The 24,616-nt window shown below is 72.4% G+C and carries 24 protein-coding genes; 14 read left to right on the plus strand and 10 right to left on the minus strand.

The features are described from left to right. Positions 1–44: 44 nt before the first annotated feature. Positions 45–941 carry a LysR family transcriptional regulator gene (locus tag ACFWRV_RS13340; RefSeq protein ID WP_384332896.1) on the minus strand — a complete coding sequence of 299 codons (897 nt, stop codon included), beginning with the start codon at positions 939–941 and terminating at the stop codon, positions 45–47. A gap of 95 nt (positions 942–1,036) precedes the next feature. Between ACFWRV_RS13340 and ACFWRV_RS13345 the strand changes: the two genes are divergently transcribed. The 3 genes from ACFWRV_RS13345 to ACFWRV_RS13355 are packed head-to-tail and all read left to right on the plus strand — an operon-like array spanning position 1,037 to position 4,435. After that, positions 1,037–1,741, plus strand: coding sequence for a succinate dehydrogenase cytochrome b subunit (locus ACFWRV_RS13345; protein WP_384332899.1), 705 nt, complete (start codon positions 1,037–1,039; stop codon positions 1,739–1,741). Between the two features lies 1 nt (position 1,742). Next, positions 1,743–3,692: a fumarate reductase/succinate dehydrogenase flavoprotein subunit gene (locus ACFWRV_RS13350; RefSeq protein WP_384332902.1), complete on the plus strand. Its 1,950-nt coding sequence runs from the start codon at positions 1,743–1,745 to the stop codon at positions 3,690–3,692. Then, positions 3,689–4,435 carry a succinate dehydrogenase/fumarate reductase iron-sulfur subunit gene (locus ACFWRV_RS13355; RefSeq protein ID WP_384332905.1) on the plus strand — a complete coding sequence of 249 codons (747 nt, stop codon included), beginning with the start codon at positions 3,689–3,691 and terminating at the stop codon, positions 4,433–4,435. Before ACFWRV_RS13350 ends, ACFWRV_RS13355 begins: the two co-directional genes overlap by 4 nt. Positions 4,436–4,502: 67 nt before the next feature. Here the strand turns inward: ACFWRV_RS13355 and uvrA are convergent, their stop codons facing one another. Continuing rightward, positions 4,503–6,926 carry an excinuclease ABC subunit UvrA gene (uvrA, locus tag ACFWRV_RS13360; RefSeq protein ID WP_384332908.1) on the minus strand — a complete coding sequence of 808 codons (2,424 nt, stop codon included), beginning with the start codon at positions 6,924–6,926 and terminating at the stop codon, positions 4,503–4,505. A gap of 59 nt (positions 6,927–6,985) precedes the next feature. Continuing rightward, the gene (locus ACFWRV_RS13365; protein ID WP_384333068.1) at positions 6,986–8,068 is read right to left on the minus strand and encodes an LLM class flavin-dependent oxidoreductase; all 1,083 of its coding nucleotides are present in this window, start codon (positions 8,066–8,068) and stop codon (positions 6,986–6,988) included. Between the two features lie 117 nt (positions 8,069–8,185). Here ACFWRV_RS13365 and ACFWRV_RS13370 point away from each other — a divergent pair, with 117 nt between their 5' ends. Continuing rightward, entirely contained in the window at positions 8,186–8,674 is a 489-nt protein-coding gene (locus ACFWRV_RS13370) for a hypothetical protein (RefSeq protein ID WP_384332911.1), read from the plus strand. On the opposite strand, the gene ACFWRV_RS13375 is transcribed toward ACFWRV_RS13370, so the two are convergent. Next, positions 8,675–8,890, minus strand: a complete 216-nt coding sequence (locus ACFWRV_RS13375) for a dodecin (RefSeq protein ID WP_137228147.1) — start codon at positions 8,888–8,890, stop codon at positions 8,675–8,677. It abuts the gene before it with no gap. A 201-nt stretch (positions 8,891–9,091) separates the two neighbouring features. Between ACFWRV_RS13375 and ACFWRV_RS13380 the strand changes: the two genes are divergently transcribed. The 3 genes from ACFWRV_RS13380 to ACFWRV_RS13390 all read left to right on the plus strand — a co-directional run bounded on the left by ACFWRV_RS13380 (position 9,092) and on the right by ACFWRV_RS13390 (position 12,284). After that, complete coding sequence (locus ACFWRV_RS13380) at positions 9,092–10,348, plus strand: extracellular solute-binding protein (protein ID WP_384332915.1); 1,257 nt, start codon at positions 9,092–9,094, stop codon at positions 10,346–10,348. A 182-nt stretch (positions 10,349–10,530) separates the two neighbouring features. Beyond that, positions 10,531–11,403 carry a GNAT family N-acetyltransferase gene (locus ACFWRV_RS13385; protein WP_384333071.1) on the plus strand — a complete coding sequence of 291 codons (873 nt, stop codon included), beginning with the start codon at positions 10,531–10,533 and terminating at the stop codon, positions 11,401–11,403. Continuing rightward, positions 11,400–12,284 carry a lysophospholipid acyltransferase family protein gene (locus tag ACFWRV_RS13390; RefSeq protein ID WP_384332918.1) on the plus strand — a complete coding sequence of 295 codons (885 nt, stop codon included), beginning with the start codon at positions 11,400–11,402 and terminating at the stop codon, positions 12,282–12,284. Before ACFWRV_RS13385 ends, ACFWRV_RS13390 begins: the two co-directional genes overlap by 4 nt. Here the strand turns inward: ACFWRV_RS13390 and egtD are convergent. Genes egtD through egtA form a run of 4 tightly spaced genes read right to left on the minus strand, consistent with a single transcriptional unit; the run spans position 12,227 to position 16,786 of the window. Next, entirely contained in the window at positions 12,227–13,189 is a 963-nt protein-coding gene (gene egtD / locus ACFWRV_RS13395) for an L-histidine N(alpha)-methyltransferase (protein ID WP_384332921.1), read from the minus strand. The genes ACFWRV_RS13390 and egtD overlap by 58 nt on opposite strands. Continuing rightward, positions 13,186–13,941 carry an ergothioneine biosynthesis protein EgtC gene (gene egtC, locus ACFWRV_RS13400; RefSeq protein ID WP_384332924.1) on the minus strand — a complete coding sequence of 252 codons (756 nt, stop codon included), beginning with the start codon at positions 13,939–13,941 and terminating at the stop codon, positions 13,186–13,188. Before egtC ends, egtD begins: the two co-directional genes overlap by 4 nt. Beyond that, complete coding sequence (gene egtB, locus ACFWRV_RS13405) at positions 13,941–15,344, minus strand: ergothioneine biosynthesis protein EgtB (protein WP_384332927.1); 1,404 nt, start codon at positions 15,342–15,344, stop codon at positions 13,941–13,943. The genes egtC and egtB overlap by 1 nt, the downstream gene beginning before the upstream one ends. Continuing rightward, on the minus strand, positions 15,341–16,786 hold the full coding sequence (gene egtA / locus ACFWRV_RS13410; RefSeq protein ID WP_384332930.1) for an ergothioneine biosynthesis glutamate--cysteine ligase EgtA: 1,446 nt from the start codon (positions 16,784–16,786) through the stop codon (positions 15,341–15,343). Before egtA ends, egtB begins: the two co-directional genes overlap by 4 nt. Before the next feature lie 146 nt (positions 16,787–16,932). Between egtA and ACFWRV_RS13415 the strand changes: the two genes are divergently transcribed. Continuing rightward, the gene (locus tag ACFWRV_RS13415) at positions 16,933–17,817 is read left to right on the plus strand and encodes a TIGR02452 family protein (RefSeq protein ID WP_384332934.1); all 885 of its coding nucleotides are present in this window, start codon (positions 16,933–16,935) and stop codon (positions 17,815–17,817) included. A 46-nt stretch (positions 17,818–17,863) separates the two neighbouring features. Here ACFWRV_RS13415 and ACFWRV_RS13420 read toward each other — a convergent pair whose 3' ends face one another. Further along, positions 17,864–18,331 carry a type II toxin-antitoxin system PemK/MazF family toxin gene (locus ACFWRV_RS13420; protein ID WP_384332937.1) on the minus strand — a complete coding sequence of 156 codons (468 nt, stop codon included), beginning with the start codon at positions 18,329–18,331 and terminating at the stop codon, positions 17,864–17,866. A gap of 145 nt (positions 18,332–18,476) precedes the next feature. On the opposite strand from ACFWRV_RS13420, the gene ACFWRV_RS13425 reads away from it, so the two are divergent. Then, positions 18,477–19,499: a LacI family DNA-binding transcriptional regulator gene (locus ACFWRV_RS13425; protein ID WP_384332940.1), complete on the plus strand. Its 1,023-nt coding sequence runs from the start codon at positions 18,477–18,479 to the stop codon at positions 19,497–19,499. A 55-nt stretch (positions 19,500–19,554) separates the two neighbouring features. Continuing rightward, positions 19,555–19,827, plus strand: a complete 273-nt coding sequence (locus ACFWRV_RS13430) for a hypothetical protein (protein ID WP_384332943.1) — start codon at positions 19,555–19,557, stop codon at positions 19,825–19,827. 139 nt (positions 19,828–19,966) lie between these two features. On the opposite strand, the gene trxA is transcribed toward ACFWRV_RS13430, so the two are convergent. Beyond that, the gene (trxA, locus tag ACFWRV_RS13435) at positions 19,967–20,365 is read right to left on the minus strand and encodes a thioredoxin (RefSeq protein ID WP_384332946.1); all 399 of its coding nucleotides are present in this window, start codon (positions 20,363–20,365) and stop codon (positions 19,967–19,969) included. 123 nt (positions 20,366–20,488) lie between these two features. Between trxA and ACFWRV_RS13440 the strand changes: the two genes are divergently transcribed. The 4 genes from ACFWRV_RS13440 to ACFWRV_RS13455 all read left to right on the plus strand — a co-directional run bounded on the left by ACFWRV_RS13440 (position 20,489) and on the right by ACFWRV_RS13455 (position 24,524). Further along, a complete protein-coding gene (locus ACFWRV_RS13440) occupies positions 20,489–21,934 on the plus strand; it encodes a dihydrolipoyl dehydrogenase family protein (RefSeq protein WP_384332949.1) in 1,446 nt (481 codons plus the stop codon). Between the two features lie 262 nt (positions 21,935–22,196). Continuing rightward, on the plus strand, positions 22,197–23,003 hold the full coding sequence (locus tag ACFWRV_RS13445; RefSeq protein WP_384332952.1) for an SDR family NAD(P)-dependent oxidoreductase: 807 nt from the start codon (positions 22,197–22,199) through the stop codon (positions 23,001–23,003). 152 nt (positions 23,004–23,155) lie between these two features. Further along, complete coding sequence (locus tag ACFWRV_RS13450; RefSeq protein ID WP_384332955.1) at positions 23,156–23,932, plus strand: GNAT family N-acetyltransferase; 777 nt, start codon at positions 23,156–23,158, stop codon at positions 23,930–23,932. A 61-nt stretch (positions 23,933–23,993) separates the two neighbouring features. Continuing rightward, positions 23,994–24,524: a hypothetical protein gene (locus ACFWRV_RS13455; RefSeq protein ID WP_384332958.1), complete on the plus strand. Its 531-nt coding sequence runs from the start codon at positions 23,994–23,996 to the stop codon at positions 24,522–24,524. The last annotated feature ends 92 nt before the right edge of the window (positions 24,525–24,616 follow it).

Here is a 24,616-nt window from a genome sequence, read left to right on the forward strand (position 1 = left end):
CGCCGGGCGGGGTCCCCCGCCCGGCGGGCCGGCCCGCCGGGTGGTCAGCCGGAGACCGGCCGGTGCTCCAGCAGCATCCGCTGGAGTTCGCGCGCGGCCCGGGGCGGGTCCACGTCGCTGCGGTGCGCCAGCGCGATGGTGCGCCGCAGCCCGTCGCCCGCCAGCGGGGTCCTGCGCAGGTCGTGGCCCGCCCGGGCGGCGACCATGCTCGGCACCACGGCGATGCCGAGCCCCGCCCGTACGAAACCGAGCACCGCGTCCATCTCGCCGCCCTCGACGGTGAACGTCGGCTCGAAGCCCTCCGCCCGGCACGCGGCGAGCGTCAGCTCCCGCAGGTTGTACCCGTGCCGGAACATCACCAGCGGGGCCCCCTCCAGGTCCGCGATCCGGATCGATCCGCCCCGCCCCGGGGGCGGCTCCGTCGCCGCTGACACCACCACCAGGTCCTCCCGCAGCAGCTCCACCGTGGTCAGCGCGGGGGAGGCGGCCGGCAGCGGGAGCACCACCAGCGCCAGGTCGAGCGCCCCCCGCGCCAGCTGACGTACGAGATCGTGCGAGCCGCCCTCCTCCAGCAGCAGCCGTACCCCCGGGTGCCGGTCGTGGAAGGCCCGCAGCAGGTCCGGCAGCAGCCCGGTGCACAGGCTGGGCGTCGCCCCCAGACGTACCCGGCCGCTGCGCAGCGAGACCAGCTCCTGGACCTCGTGGCGCGCCGTCTCCGCGTCGGCGAGGATCCGCCGGGCCAACGGCAGCAGCGCCTCGCCCGCGTCCGTAAGGGTGATGTTGCCCCGGGCCCGGCTGAACAGATCCGCGCCCAGCTCCGCCTCCAGGGCCCGGATCTGCTGGGAGAGCGAGGGCTGCGACACATGCACTGCCTCGGCGGCCCGGGTGAAGTGCCGGGCCTCGGCGACCGCCACGAAGTAGGTGAGCTGCTGGAAGTGCATACGGCGACGATATCCCTCGCCGATAGGGCCTGCCTATGGAGATCAGCCGCGCCATGTCTTGGACTGATCGGCCCCGCACCTCTACCTTCGTGTGCATGGCATTGGCAACGCGGACGGACCGACGGCCGTCGATGACGCGTACGCTCTGGGACTCGACCGTCGGCAAGAAAACCATCATGGCCGTGACCGGTCTGATCATGCTCGGATACCTCGTCGCCCACATGGCGGGAAACCTGAAGATCTTCTTCGGGCCCGGTGAGTTCGACGGGTACGCCCACTGGCTGCGCACCATGGGCGAGCCGATCCTGCACTACGAGTGGGCGCTGTGGATCGTCCGTGTGGGGCTGGTCGCCGCCGTCGTGCTGCACGGCGTCTCGGCGTACCAGCTGAGCCGGCGCGACATCAAGGCGCGCCCGGCCAAATACGTCCACAAGAGGCCTCGCGCGAGCTACGCCACCCGGACCATGCGCTGGGGCGGCGTCATCCTCGCGCTCTTCATCGTCTGGCACATCCTCGACCTGACGACCGGCACCGTCCACCCCGGCTTCCAGCACGGACATCCGTACCAGAACGTCATCGACACCTTCTCGACCTGGTACGGCAACGTCATCTACATCGTCGCGGTGCTCGCCATGGGCCTGCACGTCCAGCACGGCTTCTGGAGCGCCGCGCAGACCCTGGGCGTCGGCAACGCGACCCGCGACCGCATCCTGAAGACCCTCGCCAACCTCCTGGCGGTTGTGCTGACCCTGGGCTTCATCTCCGTACCCGTCGCCGTCATGACCGGAGTGGTGAGCTGACATGCCCGACTACACGCAGTACCGCACGGGCGAGCCCGCCGTCGACACGAAGGCCCCCGAGGGCCCCGTCAACGAGCGCTGGGACACCCGCCGCTTCCAAGCCAAGCTCGTGAACCCCGCCAACCGGCGCAAACACACCGTCATCGTCGTCGGCACCGGCCTGGCCGGCGGAGCGGCCGGGGCCACCCTCGCCGAACAGGGCTACCACGTCGTCCAGTTCTGCTTCCAGGACTCGCCCCGGCGGGCCCACTCGGTCGCCGCCCAGGGCGGCATCAACGCCGCGAAGAACTACCGCAACGACGGCGACTCCATCCACCGGCTGTTCTACGACACCGTCAAGGGCGGCGACTTCCGCGCCCGCGAGTCCAACGTCCACCGGCTCGCCCAGATCTCCGTCGAGATCATCGACCAGTGCGTCGCCCAGGGCGTCCCCTTCGCCCGCGAGTACGGCGGCCTCCTCGACAACCGGTCCTTCGGCGGCGTCCAGGTCTCGCGCACGTTCTACGCGCGCGGCCAGACCGGGCAGCAGCTACTCCTCGGCGCGTACCAGGCGCTGTCCCGTCAGATCGCCTCGGGCGGCGTCGAACTCCACGCCCGTACCGAGATGCTGGACCTGATCGTGGTCGACGGAAAGGCGCGCGGCATCGTCGCCCGCGACCTCGTCACCGGGAAGATCGACACCTATTTCGCCGACGCGGTCGTCCTGGCCACCGGCGGCTACGGCAACGTCTTCTACCTGTCGACCAACGCCATGAACTCGAACGCCACCGCGATCTGGCGGGCCCACCGGCGCGGCGCGTACTTCGCCAACCCCTGCTTCACCCAGATCCACCCCACCTGCATCCCGCGCACCGGCGAGCACCAGTCCAAGCTCACCCTGATGAGCGAGTCGCTGCGCAACGACGGCCGCATCTGGGTCCCCAAGGCCAAGGGCGACACCCGCCCCGCGAACCAGATCCCCGAGGACGAGCGCGACTACTACCTGGAGCGCATCTACCCCGCCTTCGGGAACCTGGTGCCGCGCGACATCGCCTCCCGCGCCGCCAAGAACGTCTGCGACGAGGGACGCGGCGTCGGCCCCGGCGGGCAAGGGGTCTACCTCGACTTCTCCGAGGCCATCGGCCGGATGGGCCGCAAGGCCGTCGAGGCCAAGTACGGCAACCTCTTCGACATGTACCAGCGGATCACCGACGAGGACCCCTACACGGTCCCGATGCGGATCTACCCCGCCGTGCACTACACGATGGGCGGCCTCTGGGTCGACTACGACCTCCAGACCACGATCCCCGGCCTCTTCGCCATCGGCGAGGCGAACTTCTCCGACCACGGGGCCAACCGGCTCGGGGCCTCCGCCCTGATGCAGGGCCTCGCCGACGGCTACTTCGTCCTCCCCTCCACGATCAACGACTACCTCGCCCGCAACCCGCACACCGAGCAGGCCGACGCCGATCACCCCGCCGTCGCCGAGGTGGTGGCGGAGACCGAGGACCGCATCAACCTGCTGCTCTCCGTCGACGGCGACCGCACCCCGGACTCCTTCCACCGCGAGATCGGTGAACTCATGTGGGAGTACTGCGGGATGGCGCGCACCGAGGACGGCCTGCGCAACGCGCTCGCCAAGATCCCCGAGATCCGCGAGGAGTTCTGGCGGCGCATCAAGGTCCCCGGCACCGGCGAACAGTTCAACCAGTCGCTGGAGAAGGCGAATCGCATCGTCGACTACCTGGAGCTCGCCGAGCTGATGTGCCTCGACGCCCTGCACCGCGCCGAGTCCTGCGGCGGCCACTTCCGTGCGGAGTCCCAGACCCCGGACGGCGAGGCCGAACGACGCGACGAGGAGTTCTCCTACGCCGCCGCCTGGGAGTTCACCGCCACCGGCGGCGCCCCCGTCCTGCACAAGGAAGACCTCGTCTTCGAGTACGTCCACCCCACCCAGCGGAGCTACGCATGAAGCTCACCCTGCGCGTCTGGCGTCAGCGCAACGCCGAAGAGCCCGGCGCCATGGCCACCTACGAAGTCGACGACATCTCGCAGGACATGTCGTTCCTGGAGATGCTCGACACCCTCAACGAGGAACTCACCCTCGCCGGGGACGAGCCGGTCGCCTTCGACCACGACTGCCGCGAGGGCATCTGCGGCGCGTGCAGCCTCGTCATCAACGGCGACGCCCACGGCCCGGAGCGCACCACCACCTGCCAGCTCCACATGCGGTCCTTCGCCGACGGCGACACGATCGACATCGAGCCCTGGCGCGCCTCCGCCTTCCCGGTCATCAAGGACCTGGTCGTGGACCGCTCCTCCTTCGACCGGATCATCCAGTCCGGGGGCTACATCTCCGCCCCCACCGGCACCGCACCCGACGCGCACGCCACCCCGGTGCCCAAGCCGGACGCCGAGCTGGCCTTCGAGAACGCCGAGTGCATCGGCTGCGGAGCCTGCGTCGCCGCCTGCCCCAACGGCTCGGCGATGCTCTTCACCGCCGCCAAGGTCAACCACCTGAACGTCCTGCCGCAGGGCGCCCCCGAGCGCGAGACCCGCGTCCTGGACATGGTGGCCCAGATGGACGAGGAGGGGTTCGGCGGCTGCACCCTGACCGGCGAGTGCGCCACGGCCTGCCCCAAGGGCATCCCGCTGCCGTCGATCGCCGCGATGAACAAGGAGTGGCTGCGGGCGACTCGTAAAGTCCGCCGCTGACAACGGAGTTGATCCCGTACGGACCCGGGGGCCGCACCCGGAGCCGTACGGGATCAGCGTCGTGCGTTCAGCGCCGCAGCGCCTTCGTCAGATACGGGGCCGTACGGCTCCCGGCTTCCCGCGCCACCTCGGCCGGAGTGCCGGCCGCGACGATCCGGCCGCCCCGGTCCCCGCCCTCGGGCCCCAGGTCGATGACATGGTCCGCGCCCGCCACCACGGCCATGTCGTGCTCCACGACCACCACCGTGCTCCCGCCGTCCACCAGCGCGTGCAACTGCTGCATCAGCACCTCCACATCGGCCGGATGCAGTCCCGTCGTCGGCTCGTCCAGCAGATACAGCGTGTGCCCGCGCCGGGTGCGCTGGAGCTCCGCCGCCAGCTTGATGCGCTGCGCCTCACCGCCGGACAGCTCCGTCGCGGGCTGCCCGAGCCGCAGATAGCCGAGCCCCACATCGAGCAGGGTCCTCAGCGCACGCTCGGCGGCGGGTGTCCCGGCGAAGAACGGCGCCGCCGACTCCACGGTCAGATCCAGGACCTGAGCGATCGTCAGACCGTCCAGAGTGACGTCCAGGGTCTCCGGGTTGTAACGCGCGCCGTGGCAGTCCGGGCAGGGCGCGTAGGTGCTGGGCAGGAACAGCAGCTCCACCGAGACGAAGCCCTCGCCCTGGCAGGTCTCGCACCGCCCGCCGCTCACGTTGAACGAGAACCGCCCCGCGCCGTAGCCCCGCTCCCGCGCCGCCTCCGTCCCCGCGAACAGCTTCCGTACGGCGTCGAACAGTCCGGTGTACGTGGCCAGATTGGACCGGGGCGTACGCCCGATGGGCTTCTGGTCGACCTGGACGAGCCGGTCCACCGCCGCCAGGCCGGTGGCCGCCCGGCAGTACCGCTCGCCCGGCCCCGGCTCCTCGCCCGCCTGCCGGTCCGCCAGCACCCCGGCGAGCACCTGGCCGACCAGGGTCGACTTGCCCGAGCCGGACACCCCGGTCACCGCCGTGAACACCCCGAGCGGGAACGCCGCGTCGACGCCCCGCACATTGTGCCGCTCCACGCCGGTGAGCCGGATCCACCCGGACGGCGTGCGGGCCTCACGCGGAGGAGCGGAATGGTGGCCGTCCTCGGGGAACAGGAAGCGGCGCGTCGCCGACTCCGGTACCTGGGCGAGTCCCTCGGGCGGCCCGCTGTGCAGCACCCGCCCGCCGTGCTCCCCGGCCAGCGGGCCCACGTCCACCAGCCAGTCCGCCCGCCGCACCACGTCCATCTGGTGCTCCACCACGAAGACCGAGTTCCCGGCCTCCTTCAGCCGGCCCAGGACCCCGAGCAGCGCCTCGGTGTCCGCCGGGTGCAGCCCGGCCGACGGCTCGTCCAGGACGTAGACGACACCGAAGAGCCCCGACCGCAACTGCGTCGCCAGCCGCAGCCGTTGCAGCTCACCGGAGGACAGCGTCGGAGCCGTGCGGTCCAGGCTCAGATAGCCGAGCCCCAGCTCCGTCACCGTCCCGATCCGCGCCAGCAGATCGCCCGTCAGCACCCGGGCCGTCTCCTCGCCGCCCGCACCCGCCCCGGACAGCACCTCGGCCAGGACGGACAGCGGCAGCCCGGCCAGCTCCGCGATGGTCCGCCCGGCGAAGGTCACCGCCATCGCCTCGGGCCGCAGCCGGCTCCCGCCGCACACCGGACACGGGGCACTGGTCAGGAAGCGCTCCGCCTTGGCCCGCAGCGACCGGCTCTTGGTGTCGGCGAAGGTGTGCAGCACATAGCGCCGCGCGCTCATGTACGTGCCCTGGTAGGGGCGTTGGATCCGGCCAGCGTCCCGCACCGGATGCACCGTCACCACCGGCTGCTCGTCGGTGAACAGGATCCACTCCCGGTCCTTCGCCGGCAGCTCGCGCCACGGCCGGTCGACGTCGTACCCGAGCGCGTCCAGCACATCCCGCAGATTCTTCCCCTGCCACGCCCCCGGCCAGGCGGCGATCGCCCCCTCCCGGATCGACAGCGAGGGATCGGGGACGAGCAGTTCCTCGTCCGTCCGGTGGATCCGCCCCAGCCCATGGCACTGCGGGCACGCCCCGACGGCCGTGTTGGGGGAGAAGGAGTCGGAGTCCAGCCGCTCGGCCCCCGGCGGATAGTCCCCCGCACGGGAGAAGAGCATCCGCAGCGAGTTGGAGAGCGTGGTCACCGTCCCGACGGACGACCGGGCCCCCGGGGCGGAGCGCAGCTGCTCCAGCGAGACGGCGGGCGGCAGCCCGGTGATCTCCCCGACCGCCGGCGCGCCCACCTGATGGATCAGCCGCCGGGCGTAGGGGGCGACCGATTCGAAGTAGCGGCGCTGCGCCTCCGCGTAGAGGGTTCCGAACGCCAGCGAGGACTTCCCCGACCCCGACACGCCCGTGAAGACGGTCAGGGTGTCACGCGGAATGTCGACCCGGACGTCCTTGAGGTTGTGCTCGCGGGCGCCGCGCACCCGGACGTACGGATCGTGGGGGGAGTGCATAGGGCTCGGCTCCGTACGAGTGGGGGGTGCTGACGCCTGGTGGGACAAACAGTTCGATTCTAGGCGTCGGTGCCGGTGGCGGCCCGGGGGGATCCCGCCGCGTGGCTCACCGGGCCGAGGCCCGGGTCCCGCTCGTCGGCCCGGACCGGCGGGCGGGCGATCCGGGCGAGCCGCCGCAGCGAGTCCACCAGAGCCTCCCGGTCGTACGTGCTGGTCGTGACGAGCACCTCGTCCGCCCCGGTCTCCCCGATCGCCTGTTCCAGCCGCGCGGCCACCTGGTCCTCGGTGCCGTAAACATGGCCTTCGAGCCCCTGCTCGTACAGCGACCGCTCCTTGGGCGTCATGGTCAGGGCCTCGACGCGCTCGGCGGGGGCCAGCGGCGGAAAGTCACCGTGCGTACGGGAGTACGCCATGGCCCACGCCTCCGGCACGAGCAGCCGACGGGCCGCCTCCTCGGTGTCCGCGACGGCCACCGTGCCCGCGACGATCACCTCGGGCCGCTCGGCGCGGGCAGAGGGGCGGAAGTCGCGGCGGTAGACCTCGATGGCGCGGAGCACCTTGTCCCGGCCGCGCAGATCGCCGATGACGAGGGGGAGCCCGGCGGCCGCGGCGACCGACGCGCCCTCCCCGATCGCCAGGACGTACGCGGGGATGTGCAGGCCCTCCGCCGGATGGGCGTGCACCCGGGGGTGGGCCTGCTGGGTGCCGTCGATCCAGCCGAGCAGCTCCGCCAGCCGTCCGGGGAAGTCCTCGGCGTCCTCCTTGCCGTGGCCGAGCGCCCTGCGGACACCGTCGGTGAAGCCCACGGAGCGGCCGAGCCCCATGTCGATCCGGCCGGGGAAGAGGGAGGCGAGCACCCCGAACTGCTCGGCGACGACCAGCGGCCGGTGGTTGGGCAGCATCACTCCGCCGGTGCCGACCCGGATGGTGGAGGTCGCGGCGGCGACGGCGGCGGCCAGCACCGTCGGCGCGGACCCCGCGACCCCCGGCACGCCGTGGTGCTCGGAGACCCAGAAGCGGTGGAAGCCGAGCGCTTCCGCCTCCCGGGCCAGGTCCACGGTGTCGCGCAGCGCCCGGGGGGCGTCGTGCCCCTCGCGGGTGCGGGAACGGTCCAGGACGGAGAAGCGGGTCGACGCGATCACAGAGCTCACGCCCTGTTCAACACCGCCGCCCGCCCAGGATTCCCGCACGCCGGCCGACGTCCCGGGCCGGTCCCGTCGGCCGATGCCTCCCGGCGGCGGACTTCCTAAGCTGGAGGAGTGGACAACGACGCACGGCCGCTGGCCGTATTCGACCTGGACGGCACCCTCGCGGACACGGCCCACCGGCAGCATTTCCTGGAGGGCGCGAAGCGCGACTGGGCCGGCTTCTTCGCCGCGGCCGCGGACGACCCGCCGCTCCCGGAGGGCGTACGGATGGTGCACGAGAGCGCCGCGGAGTGCCGAATCGTCTATCTGACCGGACGGCCCGAGCGGTGCCGCCGCGACACCGTGCGCTGGCTGAGCCGTCAGGGGCTGCCCGAGGGAACGCTGTTCATGCGGCGCAACGACGACCGCCGCCCCGCGCGCCGGACGAAGCTGGACATCCTCCGGCGGCTGGGGCGGACGGGGCAGGTGCGCGTGCTCGTGGACGACGACGAGCTGGTCTGCGATGCGGCCGAGGTGGCCGGATTCGCTGTGGTGCGGGCGCGTTGGGCCGATTCTTCGGCGGCGCTGAAAGACGCCCAGGAACGCGAAGGGCGGACCTGATCAGGCGTTTTCGTCGAGCCGAAAGCCCACCTTCAGGCCGACCTGGTAGTGCGCGATTCGGCCATCTTCGATATGTCCCCGAACTTGATTAATCTCGAACCAATCGAGATTGTGCAACGTTTCCGCCGCTCTCGCGACGCCGTTCCGGATCGCCGCGTCGATGCCCTCCTCGGACGTTCCTACGATCTCGGTGACCCGATAGGTGTGGTTAGCCATTGTTTGTCTCCTCTCCTGTGACCACGGTGCCCCAATCCGGGGTGTCCCGCGAGAGGGAGGGCGGGGCACATCGGGGCGGGCGCCCGCCTTGACCTACTCATTGGTCCATACCAAGATTCAGCCAACCACCCGTGCGAGCGCCGCCCGCAATCCCCCACACCGGGTCCGATTTCGTCGTGCCGTTTCGCAGAAGGTGACCACGTGAAGAACCGCATCCTGGCCGGAGCCATCGCGCTCGTCTCGACCGTCGCACTCGGCGGATGCGGCTACATATCGGGGTCGGGTGGCGGAGACCGCACCGTGACGGTCTGGCTGATGAAGGACAGCGTCTCGCCCGGCTTCCTGGACAAGTTCACCCGCTCGTACGAGGAGGAGAACCCCTCGATCGAGCTGGACTTCACGATCCAGGAGTGGAGCGGCATCGGCCCCAAGGTCATCTCCGCGCTGGAGGGCGACGACGCACCGGACGTCATCGAGGTCGGAAACACGCAGGTCGCGCAGTACGCGGAGAGCGGCGGCCTGCGGGATCTGACCCTCGAATCGATGCGCGACCTGGGCAGCGAGGACTGGCTGCCCGGCCTGGCCCAGCCCGGCAGCATCAACGGCGTGCAGTACGGCATCCCCTGGTACGCGGCCAACCGGGTGGTGATCTACAACAAGGAGATCTTCGAGGAAGCGGGCATCGGCTCCGTCCCGAAGACGCGCACCGAGTGGATCGCCGCCACCGAGAAGCTCAACAACGCGGGCAACCAGGGCATTTACCTGGCAGGCCAGAACTGGTACGTGCTCGCCGGATTCATCTGGGACGAGGGCGGCGAGCTCGCCGACGAGAACGGCGGCGACTGGCAGGGCGCTCTGGACACCCCTCAGGCCCTGGCCGGCATGGACTTCTACCAGAAACTCCAGGCGCTCGGCGACGGCCCCAAGGACGCCGACGAGGAGAAGCCCCCGCAGACCGACGTATTCGCCAAGGGCGACGTCGCGCAGATCATCTCGGTGCCGGGCAGCGCCGCGCTCATCGAGCAGAAGAATCCCGAACTCAAGGGAAAGCTCGGCTACTTCCCCATTCCCGGCAAGACAGCGAAAGCCCCCGGCTCGGTATTCACCGGCGGCTCCGACCTGATCGTCCCGAAGAACGCCGACGAGCGCAGCGCCGGCATCGCCGTCGTCAAGGCGCTGGCGAGCGAGAAGTGGCAGACGGAGCTGGCCCGGAGCATGAGTTACGTCCCCAACAAGCCGAGCCTCGCCCATGTCATCGAGGGTGACGAAGGCACCGCGGCGATGGCGGAGGGCGCCACCCGGGGCCGCGCCACCCCGAACTCCTCCCAGTGGGCCAGGGTCGAGGCGGAGAACCCGATCAAGCCCTACATGACGGCAGTGCTCCAGGGCGGCGAACCGGCCCGCGAGGCCAAGGCCGCGTCCGAGCGCATCACCGCCATGCTCACCGGCAGCGGCTGATCCCTCCCGGATGCCGCGCCCCCCGGGGACACGGCATCCCTGGGGATTCAGCCGTCGCACATCCCCGCTCCCCGCAGCGGTCATGTCGAATCCAGCCAGTGACGGAAGAAGTAAGGGGCCGGGCGCTCGCACCCCGCGACAGCCCGGCAGCGACCCTCGCCGATCCGTCCCCGGAGACCGCCATGACCGTGCTGCCCGTCGCCCCGCACCCCGCCGCTCCCGCCTCCGTCCCGGCCCCTGCCGCCTCCCCCGTCCCTGCCGCCGTCACCGTCCCGGCTCCTTCCCCTGCCTCCGCCCCCGAGCCGGCCGGCGCCGCCCCGGAACCGGCCTACCGGGTCTCCCTCGCCACCTGCCAGGAGGACGTACGCGCGGCGCAGCGGCTGCGCCACCTGGTGTTCGCCGGGGAGCTCGGAGCCCGGCTGGAGGGACCCGAGCCCGGCCTGGACAGCGACGCCTTCGACGCCTACTGCGACCACCTGCTGGTCCGGGAGACCGCCACCGGCGACGTCGTCGCCACCTACCGTCTGCTGCCCCCGGACCGCGCCCGGATCGCCGGACGCCTCTACGCGGAGGGCGAGTTCGACCTCACCCGGCTCGCTCCGATCCGTGACGACCTCGTCGAGGTGGGCCGCTCCTGCGTCCACCCCGCCCACCGCGACGGCGCGGTCATCGCCCTGGTCTGGGCCGGACTCGCCCGCTACATGGAGCGCAGCGGCCACACCTGGATCGCGGGCTGCTGCTCCCTGCCGCTGACCGACGGCGGCGCGTCGGCCGCCCGGAGCTGGAACACCGTACGCGCGGGACACCTCGCGCCGGAGACGCACTGGGTCACCCCCCACCGCCTCTGGGACTCCTCCGCGCACGGCACGGAACCCGGCTCCCGGGCGGACCTTCCGCCCCTGCTGCGCGGCTACCTCCGGCTCGGCGCCCAGGTCTGCGGAGCCCCGGCGTACGACCCCGACTTCAACGTCGCCGACCTGTACGTCCTGCTCTCGATGCGCCGCACCGACCCGCGCTACCTGCGCCACTTCCTCTCCCTGGCCCCCCTGCGATGAGCGTCTGGCTGCCCGTCGCCCCGTGCACACCGGCCGGCTGCGCCCGGCACGCCGGGGCCGTACGCGCCCCGCTCCCCGCCGCCCTCCTGCTGCTGTCCGGCTGCACGCTGGTCCTGCTCGGGGTGGCCTGCGTCCCGTTGGTCCGGCTGCTCGGTGCGGCCCCCCGGCGCCGGCTGATCCGGCGCTGGGCGCGCGCGGTTCCACGGGCGTTCGGCGTGCATGTCGTGGTCCGGCAGCAGGCGCCGGACCCCGTCCCGGGCGGCGAACTCGTCGTCGCCAACCACATCTCCTGGCTCGACATCCCGCTGGTCGCCGCCGTCCTGCCCGGCCGCATGGTCGCCAAGAGCGAGATCCGCCGCTGGCCGCTCCTCGGGCCGCTCGCCGCGCTCGGCGGCACCCTGTTCATCGACCGGGACCGGCTGCGTGCCCTGCCCGCGGCCGTACGGACCATCGCCACGGCCCTGCGCTCCGGCTCCCGGGTCGTGGTCTTCCCCGAGGGCAGCACCTGGTGCGGACGGGGGCGCGGCGGCGCGTTCCGGCCCGCCGCGTTCCAGGCGGCGATCGACGCCGGCGCGACGGTCCGCCCGGTCCGCATCGCCTACCGCACCGCGGCACACCACCGCGGACCGGCCGCGGGCGCCGCCGCGTTCGTCGGTTCCGACCCGCTCGCCGTCTCCCTGTGGCGGGTGGTGCGGGCGGCCGGGCTCACGGCCCACATCGACGTGCTCGCACCCATCCCCGCGGACGGGAAGGACGGCCGCCGAGCCCTGGCCGGCAGGGCACGAACGGCCGTCCTCAGCACGGAGAATCCCCGCCGCTCCTGTCAGACCGCCGTGGCCAGCGACAGGGCGAACCGGCCCGCCGAGTCCGTCCACCACTGAGCCAGCCGCATACCGGCGGCGGCCAGCTCCTCCCGGACGTCCTCCTGCCGGAACTTCGCCGACACCTCCGTACGCAACTCCTCACCGGCCTCGAACGGCACCACGAGGTCCAGCTCCCGGATCTTGACGCCCAGCGCCCGACGGGCGCGCAGCCGCATCTCGACCCACCGCTCCCGCGGGTTCCACACCGCGAGGTGATCGAAGTCGTCGAGCGGGAAATCGGCCCCCAACTCACGGTTGACGACGCTCAGGACGTTCTTGTTGAAGGCCGCCGTCACCCCGGCCGCGTCGTCGTACGCGGCCACCAGCGTCTCCTCCTCCTTCACCAGATCCGTGCCCAGCAGCAGCGCGTCGCCGGGGGAGAGCAGCGAGCGCACCGACCGCAGGAACGTCGCCCGCTCCTCCGGCAGCAGATTGCCGATCGTGCCGCCCAGGAACACCACCAGCCGGGGCCCCGGCGTCCCCGGCAGGGCCAAGCCGCCGGTGAAGTCCGCGATCAGCGCGTGCACGGACAGCTCGGGGTGCTCCGCGAGCAGCGACTCGGCCGCCCCCGTCAGCGCGCTCTCGCTCACATCCACCGGCACGTAACTGTGCAACTCGGGGAGGACGTCCAGGAGATGGCGGGTCTTCTCGGACGACCCCGAGCCCAGCTCGATCACGGTCCGGGCGCCCGAGGCCGCGGCGATCTCCTCGGCGCGTGTCTGGAGGATCTCCCGCTCCGCGCGGGTCGGGTAGTACTCCGGCAGCCGGGTGATCTCCTCGAACAGCTCGCTGCCGCGGGCGTCGTAGAACCACTTCGGGGGCAGCGTCTTGGGGTGCCGGGTCAGGCCGCTCAGAACGTCGGCGCGCAGCGCGGCGTCCGTCGCGTCCACCGGCAGGGTACGGGTCAGCAGGAAGGGACTCACGCGGTGGGCTCCTTGAGCGGGGTGAGGAGGACGTCCGAGGAGGTCGCGACCAGCAGCGTGCGGTCGGGAACCTCGCGCCAGAGCGGGTCGTCGTCGTACGGCTCCGAGGCGACCGCGGTGCGGCGGCCCGGCTCCGTGAGGTACCAGAGGGTGTCGCCCCAGGCGGTCGCCGTGATGGTGGCGCCGTCGGTGAGCAGCAGATTCAGCCGGGATCCGGGCGCGGCGGCCGCGACCTCGCGGACCGTCTCCGCGACGGCGCGCGGCACGTCGTCCCCGGCGTCGGTCCGGTGCCGGATCAGCGCCCAGACCAGCGCCGAGTCGTTGCGGGCGGCCAACGACAGCAGCTTCTCGGCGGGCAGGGCGGCAGCCGGACCGGCGAGCGAACCCGGCCAGCCCTTCACCGCCCCGTTGTGGCTGAACAACATCCGCCCGGCGGCGTACGGCGCGGCCGCGGCCTCCCCGTCCGCACCCGCCTCGGTGGCATCTCGTACGGCGGCGAGCAGCGCGGTGCTGCGGATCACCCGGGCCAGATCGGTGAAGGTCTCGTCGCCCCATATGGGGCCCTGCCGGCGGTAGCGTCCGGGCGCCGGATCCCCGTCCGCGTACCAGCCGACGCCGAAACCGTCCGCGTTGACCGTTCCGTAGCGCTGGCGGCGCGGCTCCCAGGACTGCCGCACCAAGGAGTGCTCGGGCCGCAGCAGAACCTCGCCGAGCGCCACCGGCTTGCCCACATAGGCGACATGACGGCACATCAGGCATCCCTCGCCGTACGGAACCCGGCGAAGATCTGGCGCCGCACCGGAAGGTCCCAGTTGCGGAAGGTGCCCCGGCACGCGACCTGGTCCACGGCGAACGAGCCGCCGCGCAGCACCTTGTGCCCCGGACCGAAGAACACTTCCGAATACTCGCGGTAGGGAAACGCCACGAACCCCGGATAGGGCAGGAAGTCGCTGGAGGTCCACTCCCACACATCGCCGATCAACTGCCCTGCTCCGGACGGCGACCGGCCCAGCGGATACGCCCCGGAACGCGCCGGACGCAGATGCCGCTGCCCCAGATTGGCCCGCTCCGGCGTCGGATCCTCGTCGCCCCACGGGTAGCGCAGGGAACGGTCGGAGGCCGGGTCGTGGCGGGCGGCCTTCTCCCACTCGCTCTCCGTGGGCAGCCGCCGCCCCGCCCAGCGCGCGTACGCGTCCGCCTCGTACCAGCTGACGTGCAGCACCGGTTCGTCGTCCGGCACCGGCTCGGTCACCCCGAACCGGCGGCGCAGCCACTGCCCCGCCTCCCGCCGCCAGAACAGCGGTGCGAAAAGCCCGTGTTCGCGGACCATCGCCCATCCGTCGGGGGCCCACCAGCGCTCGTCCCCGTAGCCGCCGTCCTCGACGAAACGGAGGTACGCGCCGCAGCTGACCGGCGAGGTGTCCAGGTGGAACGCGGCCACGTCGCGCCGGTGCGCGGGGCGTTCGTTGTCCAGGGCCCACGGCTCGGCGGAGGTTCCCATCGTGAACGGGCCTCCGGGGACCAGGACTTCGTCCGGGAACGCCTCGGCGTCGACGGGCGGGGGAGGGGCGGGTGCGGTGAGCGCCGCCGGACCCGCCCGCAGCTGATGGGTGATCAGCATGGTCTCGTCGTGCTGCTGCTCGTGCTGGGCGATCATCCCGAAGGCGAACCCGGCCCGCTCCAGCGGCCGTCCGCCCTCGTGCAGCGGCGCGCCCTCCAGCAGGTCGAGCGCCCGCCCCCGCACGTCGGAGGCGTACGTCCGGGCCTCGGCCGGGGCCAGCAGTGGCAGCGAGGGGCGGGAGGCGCGGGAGTGCTCGAAGGCGTTGTACAGCCCGTCGATCTCCGGGCGCAGTGCCTCCCGGCCGCCGACGGCGCGCAGCAGCCACTGCTCCTCCTGGTTGCCGATGTGCGCCAGGTCCCAGACCAGCGGCGACATCAACGGCGAGTGCTGTGCGGTCAGTTCACCGTCGTCCACGCTGTCGGTGAGCAGGGCGGTGCGATCGCGCGCGGTCAGCAGCGCGTCGAGAGCACGCCGTCGCAGGGTCTCCGGATCGATGCCGGAGGCGGCGGGGAAGCCCGCCGAGGCGGTGGCACGCGCCGGGTCGAACGCGTCGGAGTGCTCTCGGTGTGCGGAGTCTTCACGGGGCTCGGTCATGTGGAGGCCGCCTTTCCGGGATGCGGCGGGATCGTCGGCCGGCCGGAGACCAGGCCCTCGCGCGTGCGCGCGGGCCGCTCGGGCGGTCCGGGGCGGGAGGGCGTGCTCGGATCGCAGAGCGTGCTCGGATCCGTGAGCGTGCTCGGATCGCTCAGCAGGCTCGGATCGGTGAGGTCGCCGGGGTCCGGCAGGTCGTCGGCCGGACATCGGCCGCGGGCGACATAGCGTTCGGTGAAGGCGGCCACCGTGCCGCGCACCGCGTCGCTTGCGCCCATCCGCTCCAGCGCCGGGAGCGCCGCCCCGAAGCAGGCGATGGCCGCGGCCCGCAGCTCCGGGTCGGCGAGACCCTCGCGGGCGGCCGCCGTCCAGAGCGGATTGCGCGGGGCGGCCGCCGCGCCCGCCGTCTCCGCCAGCGGCTTCACCGCGCGGTACACGGTCTCGGCGGCCTCCGGGTCGTCGAACAGGGCCGTGGCGACGGCGAGCGGCACCAGCCACCCGTCGGGCCCGCTCTGCGCGTCGATCATGCGCAGTTCGAGATGCCCACGCGGCCGGATCGGCGGGAACAGCGTGGTGAGGTGGTAGTCGAGATCGGCCTGCACCGGCGGCCGGGGCGACCCGGTGCGGATCCACTCGCGGAAGGTGAGCCCCTCCGGCACGTCCCACGGGCCCGACTCGCGTCGGATGCACAGCACGGGCGTGTCCAGCACATGCGCGGCCCAGGCCTCGCGCGGGGCGCGCCCGTGGCCCGGGGCGAGGGTGCGGCCCGGGTCGAGGTCGGCCCAGAGCGACTGCCGGGTGGAGCGCCAGCCGGTCCGGCGGCCCTGCTGGAACGGCGAATTCGCGAACGCCGCCACCAGCACCGCGCCCAGCAGGTGCGCGAGCTGCCAGCGCCGTCCGTAACCGAGCGGCCCCGGCTCCTCCTCGCCCGCGTCCAGGCAGACCTGGACCGAAGCGGAGGTGCACATCATCGCCCGCCCGGCCGGCCCCGCACGGTCCAGCGCGGCCTCCATCGCCTCGTAGCGCGGCTCCCGGAGTCTGCGCCGCGGCTGCTGCCACGGGTCCACGCCGAGCCCGACCGGCGCGAGCCCCGCCGCACCGAGCGAACCGCGGACCGCCGCCAGATCGGCCGCCGTCGTCTCGACGCACTCCATCAACGAGCCGGCCGGCTGTGAACTGAGTTCCAGCTGCCCGCCCGGCTCGAACGTGAGCGCCGCGCTCAGCGGCAGCGCCCGGACCGCCTCGACGGCGCTGTCCAGCCGGTCCTGCTCCACCGGAAGATCAGGACGTGCCCGGTCGTGGATGAGCCATTCGAGTTCCACCCCGACGGTTCGAGGGGGGCCCGTCTTGAAACATATGCCGCGCAGCAGATCCTCCGCCCCGCGCTCGTCGAGGGGGGCGGCGTCCGGGCACGCGCCCGTCGCGCCTGGAATGTCCAAGCCCATGAGGGCCTCCTTCGCAGCTGCGTACGTACCAGCGAAACCCGTACCCGGAGATCGCACAAGAGTGCCCCCGAGCCAAGAAAATACGGTTGCGCCCAGGCCGGGTTCCCCGTGAGCATGCCCCGTATGCACCACATGGGGGAGCGCCGGTGAGCGCGCGGCTGCGCGGGATCGCGCGCGAGACGGAAGCGGTCGTCGAGGCCGGGCGGTACCGCAACGCGGCAGGTCAGGACGTGTCCATCGAGCGGGCCGTGGCCGCCGCACGCTCCGGCACCAGGCTCTACGGCCCGGATCCGGTGCCCGTCGCGGCCCTGGACACCGACCGCGTCCCGCACATCGAGGTCACCGCCGAGAGCAGCCTCGCCGCGGCCCGCCGGATGACCGGCGAGGCCCCCGGCCGGGTCGCCGTTCTGAACTTCGCCTCCGCCCGCAACCCCGGCGGCGGCTACCTCAACGGCGCGCAGGCCCAGGAGGAGGCCCTGTGCCGCGGATCGGCCCTCCACACGACCCTCCTGTGCGCCCCGGAGTACTACGCGCACCACCGCGCGGAGCGCAGCGCCTTCTACACCGACCGGGTGATCCACTCGCCCGCCGTGCCGGTCTTCCGCGACGACCGGGGCGCCTTCCTGGACGCCCCGTACGCGGCCGGATTCCTCACCTCGCCCGCGCCGAACGCCGGAGTGATCCGACGACAGACCCCCGAGGACGCCCACCGTGTCCCGGCCGCCCTCGCCGCCCGCGCCGAACGGGTGCTGGAGGTCGCGGCCGTACGGGGCTACCGCAGGCTCGTCCTGGGCGCCTGGGGCTGCGGAGTCTTCCAGAACGACCCGAGCCAGGTGGCGGAGGCGTTCCGGGCCCTGCTCGGCGAGGGCGGCCGATTCGGCGGCCACTTCGAGCAGATCGTCTTCGGCGTCCTGGACCGCGACCCCGACTCGGCGGTCCGGGCCGCCTTCGCCCGGACCTTCGCCCAGGGCGGGCCGTTCGGATCAGGTCGGGCTCACGGGGTCCGACCTGATCCGGACGACACGCCCTGAGCCCGAGGGCTGCCCCGGGCGGGCCGTCCGCGCGACGGAGGGGCCCTCAGCTCCAGCCGTACCGCTCGCGCAGCCGCCCCACGACCCGGTCGAAGCGGTCCCGGTCCAGGGCGCACGCCTCCCGGCGCATCCCGTCCTCGTGGACCCGCAGCACCCGGTCCAGATCGGCCCAGGACGGCCGCCCCGAGCTGTCCCACGGTCCCGCGCCCAGCGCCACCCACTCGTGATCCCGGTCGTGCTGCTTGCTGGAGAGCTGGACGGCGAGCAGCGTGCCCGCCTCCTCACGGGCCACGACGAGCACCGGGCGGTCCTTCCCGCGCCCGTCGTTCTCCTCGAAAGGCACCCAGGTCCAGACGATCTCGCCGGGGTCGGGATCGCCGTCGCGATCGGGGGCGTACGAGGTGCGCACGGAACCCACGTCGGCGGGCTCGGCCTGCGCCGTGGCGGTCGGCCCGCTGCTGCCGGGCACGTCAAAGGGGTTGTCGGAACGGTACGCGCTGTCGTGGAACGTCATCGCAACACCGTAGAACGCTTGACCCCCGATCCTGGGAGCGGGGCGTCGGACCCGGGCCGCGGGGCGGCGTTCCGGCCACCGTGACCGGACCTGCGGGCCCCGGGCCGAAACCCGCTCCCACGGGTCTGGAAGACTTCCCGACGCCATGAGCCAGTTACCCCATCAGCCCGCCGAAGTCTCCGTCCCGACCAGCGCCGATGTCGCGCGCCTCGCCGGAGTGTCCCGGGCCACCGTGTCGTACGTACTGAACAACAACGCCGCCGTCCGGATCAGCGATCCCACCCGACGCCGGGTCAGAGAGGCCGCGCTCCAACTGGGTTACGTGCCGCACGCGGCTGCCCGCAGTCTGCGCGCCGGACACAGCCGCATGGTCCTGTTGCCCTCCGGCCACATACCCGGGGGACCACCGCACCAGTACTTCTTCGAGGAACTCCAGTCCGGGTTGCGCCGCCTGGACTACACCGTCGTCCAGTACGGCAGCGTCGGCCTCACCGCCGACGAGGCGGCCACGGCCTGGGCCGAACTGCGGCCCGTCGCCGTCGTCGTACCGCCCGGCATCACCCTCACCCCGCACGGCACGGGGATCCTGACCCGCTCCGGCGCCAAGGCGGTGATCACCCTGGGGCCCGAACCGGTGCCAGGGGCGCACGGCCTGGTCATGGACCAGCGCCGGGTCGGAGGAAGCGCCGTGGAACACCTGCTGGCGCGCGGCCGACGCCACATCGGCGTGGTCATGCCCCAGGAACCGTGCCGGGCGTCCTTCTCCGAACCCCGACTCGCCGGCGCGCGGCGTGCCGCCGAATCCGCGGGGGCCCGCGTACGCCCGCTGCCGCTGCGGTACGAGGAGGAGTCCGCACAGCAGCTGGCCGCCCGCTGGCCGGAACTGGGACTGGACGCGGTGTTCGCGTACAACGACGAGTACGCCATGCTGATGATGCGGGCCCTCCAGGACGCGGGCGTGGCCGTGCCCGCCGACACGGCGGTGATCGGCGCGGACGACTCCCTCATCGGCAGGCTGCTGCGCCCCCGGCTGAGCACGGTCCGGATGGAGCTCGCCCTGCCGCAACCGATGGCCGAGACCATCGACCGCATGGTCCAGAACCCGGGCGGGCCAACGGTCCACCACGACCTGCTCCGCACCAGCGCCGTCCACCGGGAATCCAGCTGACCGCCTCCGGCGCGACGACGTGCGCGGTGCACGGCGGATGTCTAGCGTCGGAGGCATGAGCCATCCGCAGAGTTACGAGCTCCTCCTGATCCCCGACCACAGCAGGACGCGGTCCGGAGCCCCCGGCCGGCCGATCCGGTCCGCGGTCGTCGCCGCCACCGGCGAGACGGGGGCCTCGGGCTACCCCCGCTATGCGGGCGACGGCATGGAGGCGGACGTCGATCCGGAGACCCGGACGGTGGAGGCCGTGCTCATCGACGGCGAGGAACTCGACTACGGCATGTCGGTCCGCGTCGCCGGGGCCGAGGGCGAGCGCCCCGCGTCCTGAGAACACCTGCGCACCGCCCCGCGCCCCGAGAACACCTGCGCACCGCCCCGCGCCCGGGCACGACAGAGGCCCCGACCGCGCACACCGCGTCATCGGTGTCGGTCAGGGCCTCCGGGTCGTTCGTGCGCCGGTCGGGCGGCTACTGGGGCTCCGGCTGGTCCTGCCCCGCCTCGGCCGCCCGCTTCTGCTCCTCGACGGACTTGCGGACCTCGTCCATGTCCAGATTCCGGGCCTGTCCGATGACGTCCTCCAGCGCCGCCTCCGGCAGAGCGCCGGGCTGCGCGAAGACCGCGACATTGTCCCGGACGATCATCAGCGTCGGGATGGAGCGGATCTCGAAGGCCGCCGCCAGCTCCTGCTGCGCCTCGGTGTCGACCTTGGCGAAGACCAGGTCCGGGTGGCGCTCGGAGGCCGAGTCGTAGACCGGCGCGAACTGCCGGCAGGGGCCGCACCAGGAAGCCCAGAAGTCGATCAGGACGAAACCGTTCTCGCTGACGACCTGATCGAAGTTTTCCTTGGTGAGCTCGACGGTGCTCATGCGGGGGATACCTCTTCCTCTGCCGGGGATCCTGACGGTCCTGTCCGGCACAACGGTGACGTCACTTGCGCTATTCCGCCTGCCCATGTGGCCGGGGCGCACACCCACGAGGACACTGTTTCCATGACTGATGCAGGGAAGACCTCCGAGAGCTCGACGTACGACGTGGTGGTCATCGGTGCGGGACCGGTGGGGGAGAACGTGGCCGACCGGGTCCGCGCCGCCGGGCTCTCCGCAGCGGTGGTGGAATCCGAGCTGGTCGGCGGTGAATGCTCCTACTGGGCCTGTATGCCGAGCAAGGCGCTGCTGCGCCCCGTCGTCGCCCGCGCCGACGCCCGCCGGGTGCCGGGACTGAGCGAAGCCGTGCAGGGCCCCCTGGACACCGGGGCCGTCCTCGCGCACCGGGACGAGAAGACGAGCCAGTGGAAGGACGACGGCCAGGTCGCCTGGCTGGACAGCGTCGGAGCGGACGTCTACCGGGGTACGGGGCGGATCACCGGCCCCCGGGCGGTCACGGTCACCGCCCCCGACGGCACGGAGCACCGCCTCACCGCCCGGCACGCCGTCGCCGTCTGCACCGGCACCCGGGCCGTGGTCCCCGCCCTCCCCGGCATCGAGGAGGCCCGCCCCTGGACCAGCCGCGAGGCCACCAGCGCCAAGGAGGCCCCGGCCCGGCTCGTGATCGTCGGCGGGGGAGTCGTGGGCGTGGAGATGGCGACCGTCTGGCAGGCGCTGGGCTCCGAGGTGACCCTGCTGATCCGGGGCGGCGGCCTGCTCCCGAAGATGGAGCCCTTCGCCGGCGAGCTGATCGCCGACGCGCTCACGGAGGCCGGCGCCCGGATCCGTACCGGCGTCTCCGTCACCGCCGTTCACCGCCCCGCCCCCGACGCCCCCGTCACCGTCGAGCTGGACGACGGCGACCGTGTCGAGGCGGACGAGATCCTCTTCGCCACCGGCAGGGCCCCGCGCACGGACGACCTGGGCCTGGAGACGATCGGCCTCGAACCCGGCTCCTGGCTCACCGTGGACGACAGCTGCCGCGTCGAGGGCACGGACTGGCTGTACGCGGTCGGGGACGCCAACCATCGGGCCCTGCTGACCCACCAGGGCAAGTACCAGGCCCGCATCGCGGGAGCGGCGATCGCCGCCCGCGCCGGGGAAACCCCCCTGGACACGGCCCCCTGGGGCGCCCACGCGGCCACCGCCGACCACGCTGCCGTCCCCCAGGTCGTCTTCACCGACCCCGAGGCCGCATCCGTCGGCCTGACCCTCGCCGAGGCCGAACGCGCGGGCCACCGCGTACGCGCCGTCGACTACGACCTCGCCTCGGTCGCCGGCTCGGGGCTCTACGCCGACGGCTACCGGGGCCGCGCCCGGATGATCGTGGACCTCGACCGCGAGATCCTGCTCGGCGTCACGTTCGTCGGCCCGGGCATCGGCGAACTCCTGCACTCGGCGACGATCGCGGTCGCGGGGGAGGTCCCCATCGACCGCCTCTGGCACGCGGTTCCGGCGTACCCGACCATCAGCGAGGTGTGGCTGCGGCTGCTGGAGACGTTCAGGGGGTGAGGCAGCCCGCCGTCAGAGGGGCGTAAGAGGAGTGCTGTCGTGCTTGCCTCCAGGCGGCGGCAAGGGATTCCATGGAGGCGTGAACAGCACTTGGCTCCTGCTCGACCGGCCGCCTCATCAGGCGTCGACCGGCCGCGCGGCCTGCTGTTCGGAAAGTGAGCGTGTCGAGGGCTGACGCCCTTCCACCCGACTTTTCCGGCCCCGCGAGCATCGTGCCGCGGGGCCTCTTCGTTCTCATTGTTCCCAGAACCTTGGATGACGCATGTCTTCTTCGCTGTCCGGACGTACCGTTCTCGTCACCGGAGCCACGACCGGTATCGGCCATCAGACCGCTCGGCTGCTCGCCGAACGCGGAGCGACGGTGCTCCTGCACGGGCGAACCGCCGAGGAGGCACACGCCGCCGCCGACCGGCTGATCACCCTCTCGGATGTGCCCGCCGAGCGACTCTGCGCCCACGGGGCCGACTTCGCCCGACTGGAAGAGGTTGAGCAGCTGGCTCAGCAGATTCTCGCGAAGCACCCGCGCCTGGACGTGCTCGTCAACAACGCCGGAATGGCCGCCCCCGAACGGCACACCACCACCGGGGACGGGCACGAGATCGCCTTCCAGGTCAACTTCCTCGCCCACTACCTGCTGACACACCTCCTGGAACCGGCCCTGACGACGGATCCCGGGGGCCGCGTGGTGAACGTGTCCTCCTCGCTCCACCGGACGGGTTCCATCCAGTGGAACGACGTCAACCGGACCAAGCGCTACTCCCGGCTCGCGGCCTACGCCCAGTCCCAGCTGGCACTGACCGTCTTCGCCGCTGACCCCCGGGTCACCGCGGTCTCCGTGCACCCGGGGGTCTGTGTCACCAGCCTGCTGCCGCTGTACGCGCACGAAGGCGAAGCGCCGGCCGAAGGAGCGGCCCATGTCGTCCGGCTCTGCGACCCGTCGGTGGAGATCGTCAACGGCGCCTACTACGACCGCGACCAGCGGGTCCCCCCGGCCGCCATCGCGGCGGAGCCCCGCGCGGTCAAGCGCCTCACCAAGCTCGCCGACTCGCTGGTCGGCCAGACCGTCTGAAAGGCGGCCCCACCATGTCCCGACGCGCCCGTAAGAAGAGGGCCCGCAGGAAGAAGAGAGCGAACCACGGCCGCAAGGCCGGTCAGCGCTGACACCAGGTGCGGCCCTTCCCGGGGCCGCACCTGCTTTACCCGCACCTCCCCGGAGTTCGCATGACCTCGCGCACTGTTCCGCTCGCCCCTTCCCTTCAACCGCTGCTCCTGCCCGGCGCCCCCGGGCCCGCCACGCTGGTGGAGCACGTCTTCGCCACGCGGACCGGCTGGTCGTGGGACGACCACCCGACTCGCCCCCGTGCGGTCGCCGTCGCCTGCGGCGGACGCGCCACCCTGGCGGGTGACCCCAGGGCCCTTCCCTCTGCGGAACTGGCTCCACTCTCGGGCCACCGCGTCGAAGCCCCGGACCGCTTTCTGCCCCTGCTGACCGAGGCGTTCGACGACGTGTGCGCCAACGCGAGAATGCTCTACCTTCAGGCCGCGTCTCCGGCCGGAGCTCCCCACGTACCGCACGGGATCGTGGTCCGGCGCCTCACCGCCGCCGATGCCTCCGAGCTCGACGCGTGCGGGCCGGACGGCGCGGCCGCATACGGACCGTGGGAGGGGGCGCCCGCCCTCGCCGCGTCCGGGCTCGGCTGGGGTGCGTTCCGGCACGGACGCGTCCGGGCTCTCGTCTGCACCGGCTTCCTCGGACGCCGCTACGAGAACCTGATCGTCACGCCCGTTCGCGACGAGCGGCTCTGGCGTCCGACCCTCGCGTGTCTCATCGCCCACACGGCTGACGTCAACGCCCGCGGGCACCGTGCCATCCTGTCCTGCGCGTCGCACGACCGCCCAGGACGTCTGCTGGCATGGAACGCGGGACTCCGCCTGGAGCGTGAATTCGTCGAGTACGACGTGGGCCTGCCATCAGGTGTGCGTCAGAACCCGGCGTGAGCGTGTATGACTTCCGTATGGGGCTGCATCGCCCTTCGCGGTGCCCCCTAACGTGACCGGGATGCACGATCCAACTCCCGCGCCGGCAGGGGCCGACGGACACGAAGACGTTCTGTGGCGTCCGCAAGCGCGCGCGGCCGTCGGCATCGGGACCGCGTTCTTCGTGGCCGCGCTGCTCGTCGACGCGGTCGGCCCCGGCGTGACCATGATCCGCACGGCAGGCTGGGGTTGTCTGGCGGCGGTGCTGCTCGTCGTTCTCTTCCCGCCGAGGATCAGTCTGGCCCCCGGACGGCTTGTCGTCCGGGGGCTGTTCACCACGAAAGTCGTCCTCACGGATCGGCTTTCCGCTCTCCAATGGCCTGCCGACGTGTCCGAGCGCGTGATCCTGACCGATGTCCGCGGCACCCAGGCCCCATTGGACTTCTGCCTGCTGCGCGCCAACCCGTCCCTCTGGCTCCGGCTGGAGGCCGATGCCCGGGAGTCACGCCGGTGTGGCAGCCTCGTACGGGGAACGGCCTGCTTCGACCGGCTCGTACGCCGGATGGACGAGGAAGCGGCGCGGTCGGTCTTCCGGTCGTCCGGGATCGATTAGGGGTGCGTCACAGTGGCGGCCCGAGGCGACGGCTGGGGACGCTCAGGGGTTAGGGGTACCGGCGAGGTCGCGGTTGTGGCCTGTCGGGGTGG

The organism is Streptomyces sp. NPDC058576, assembly GCF_042718715.1.
GTDB lineage: Bacteria > Actinomycetota > Actinomycetes > Streptomycetales > Streptomycetaceae > Streptomyces.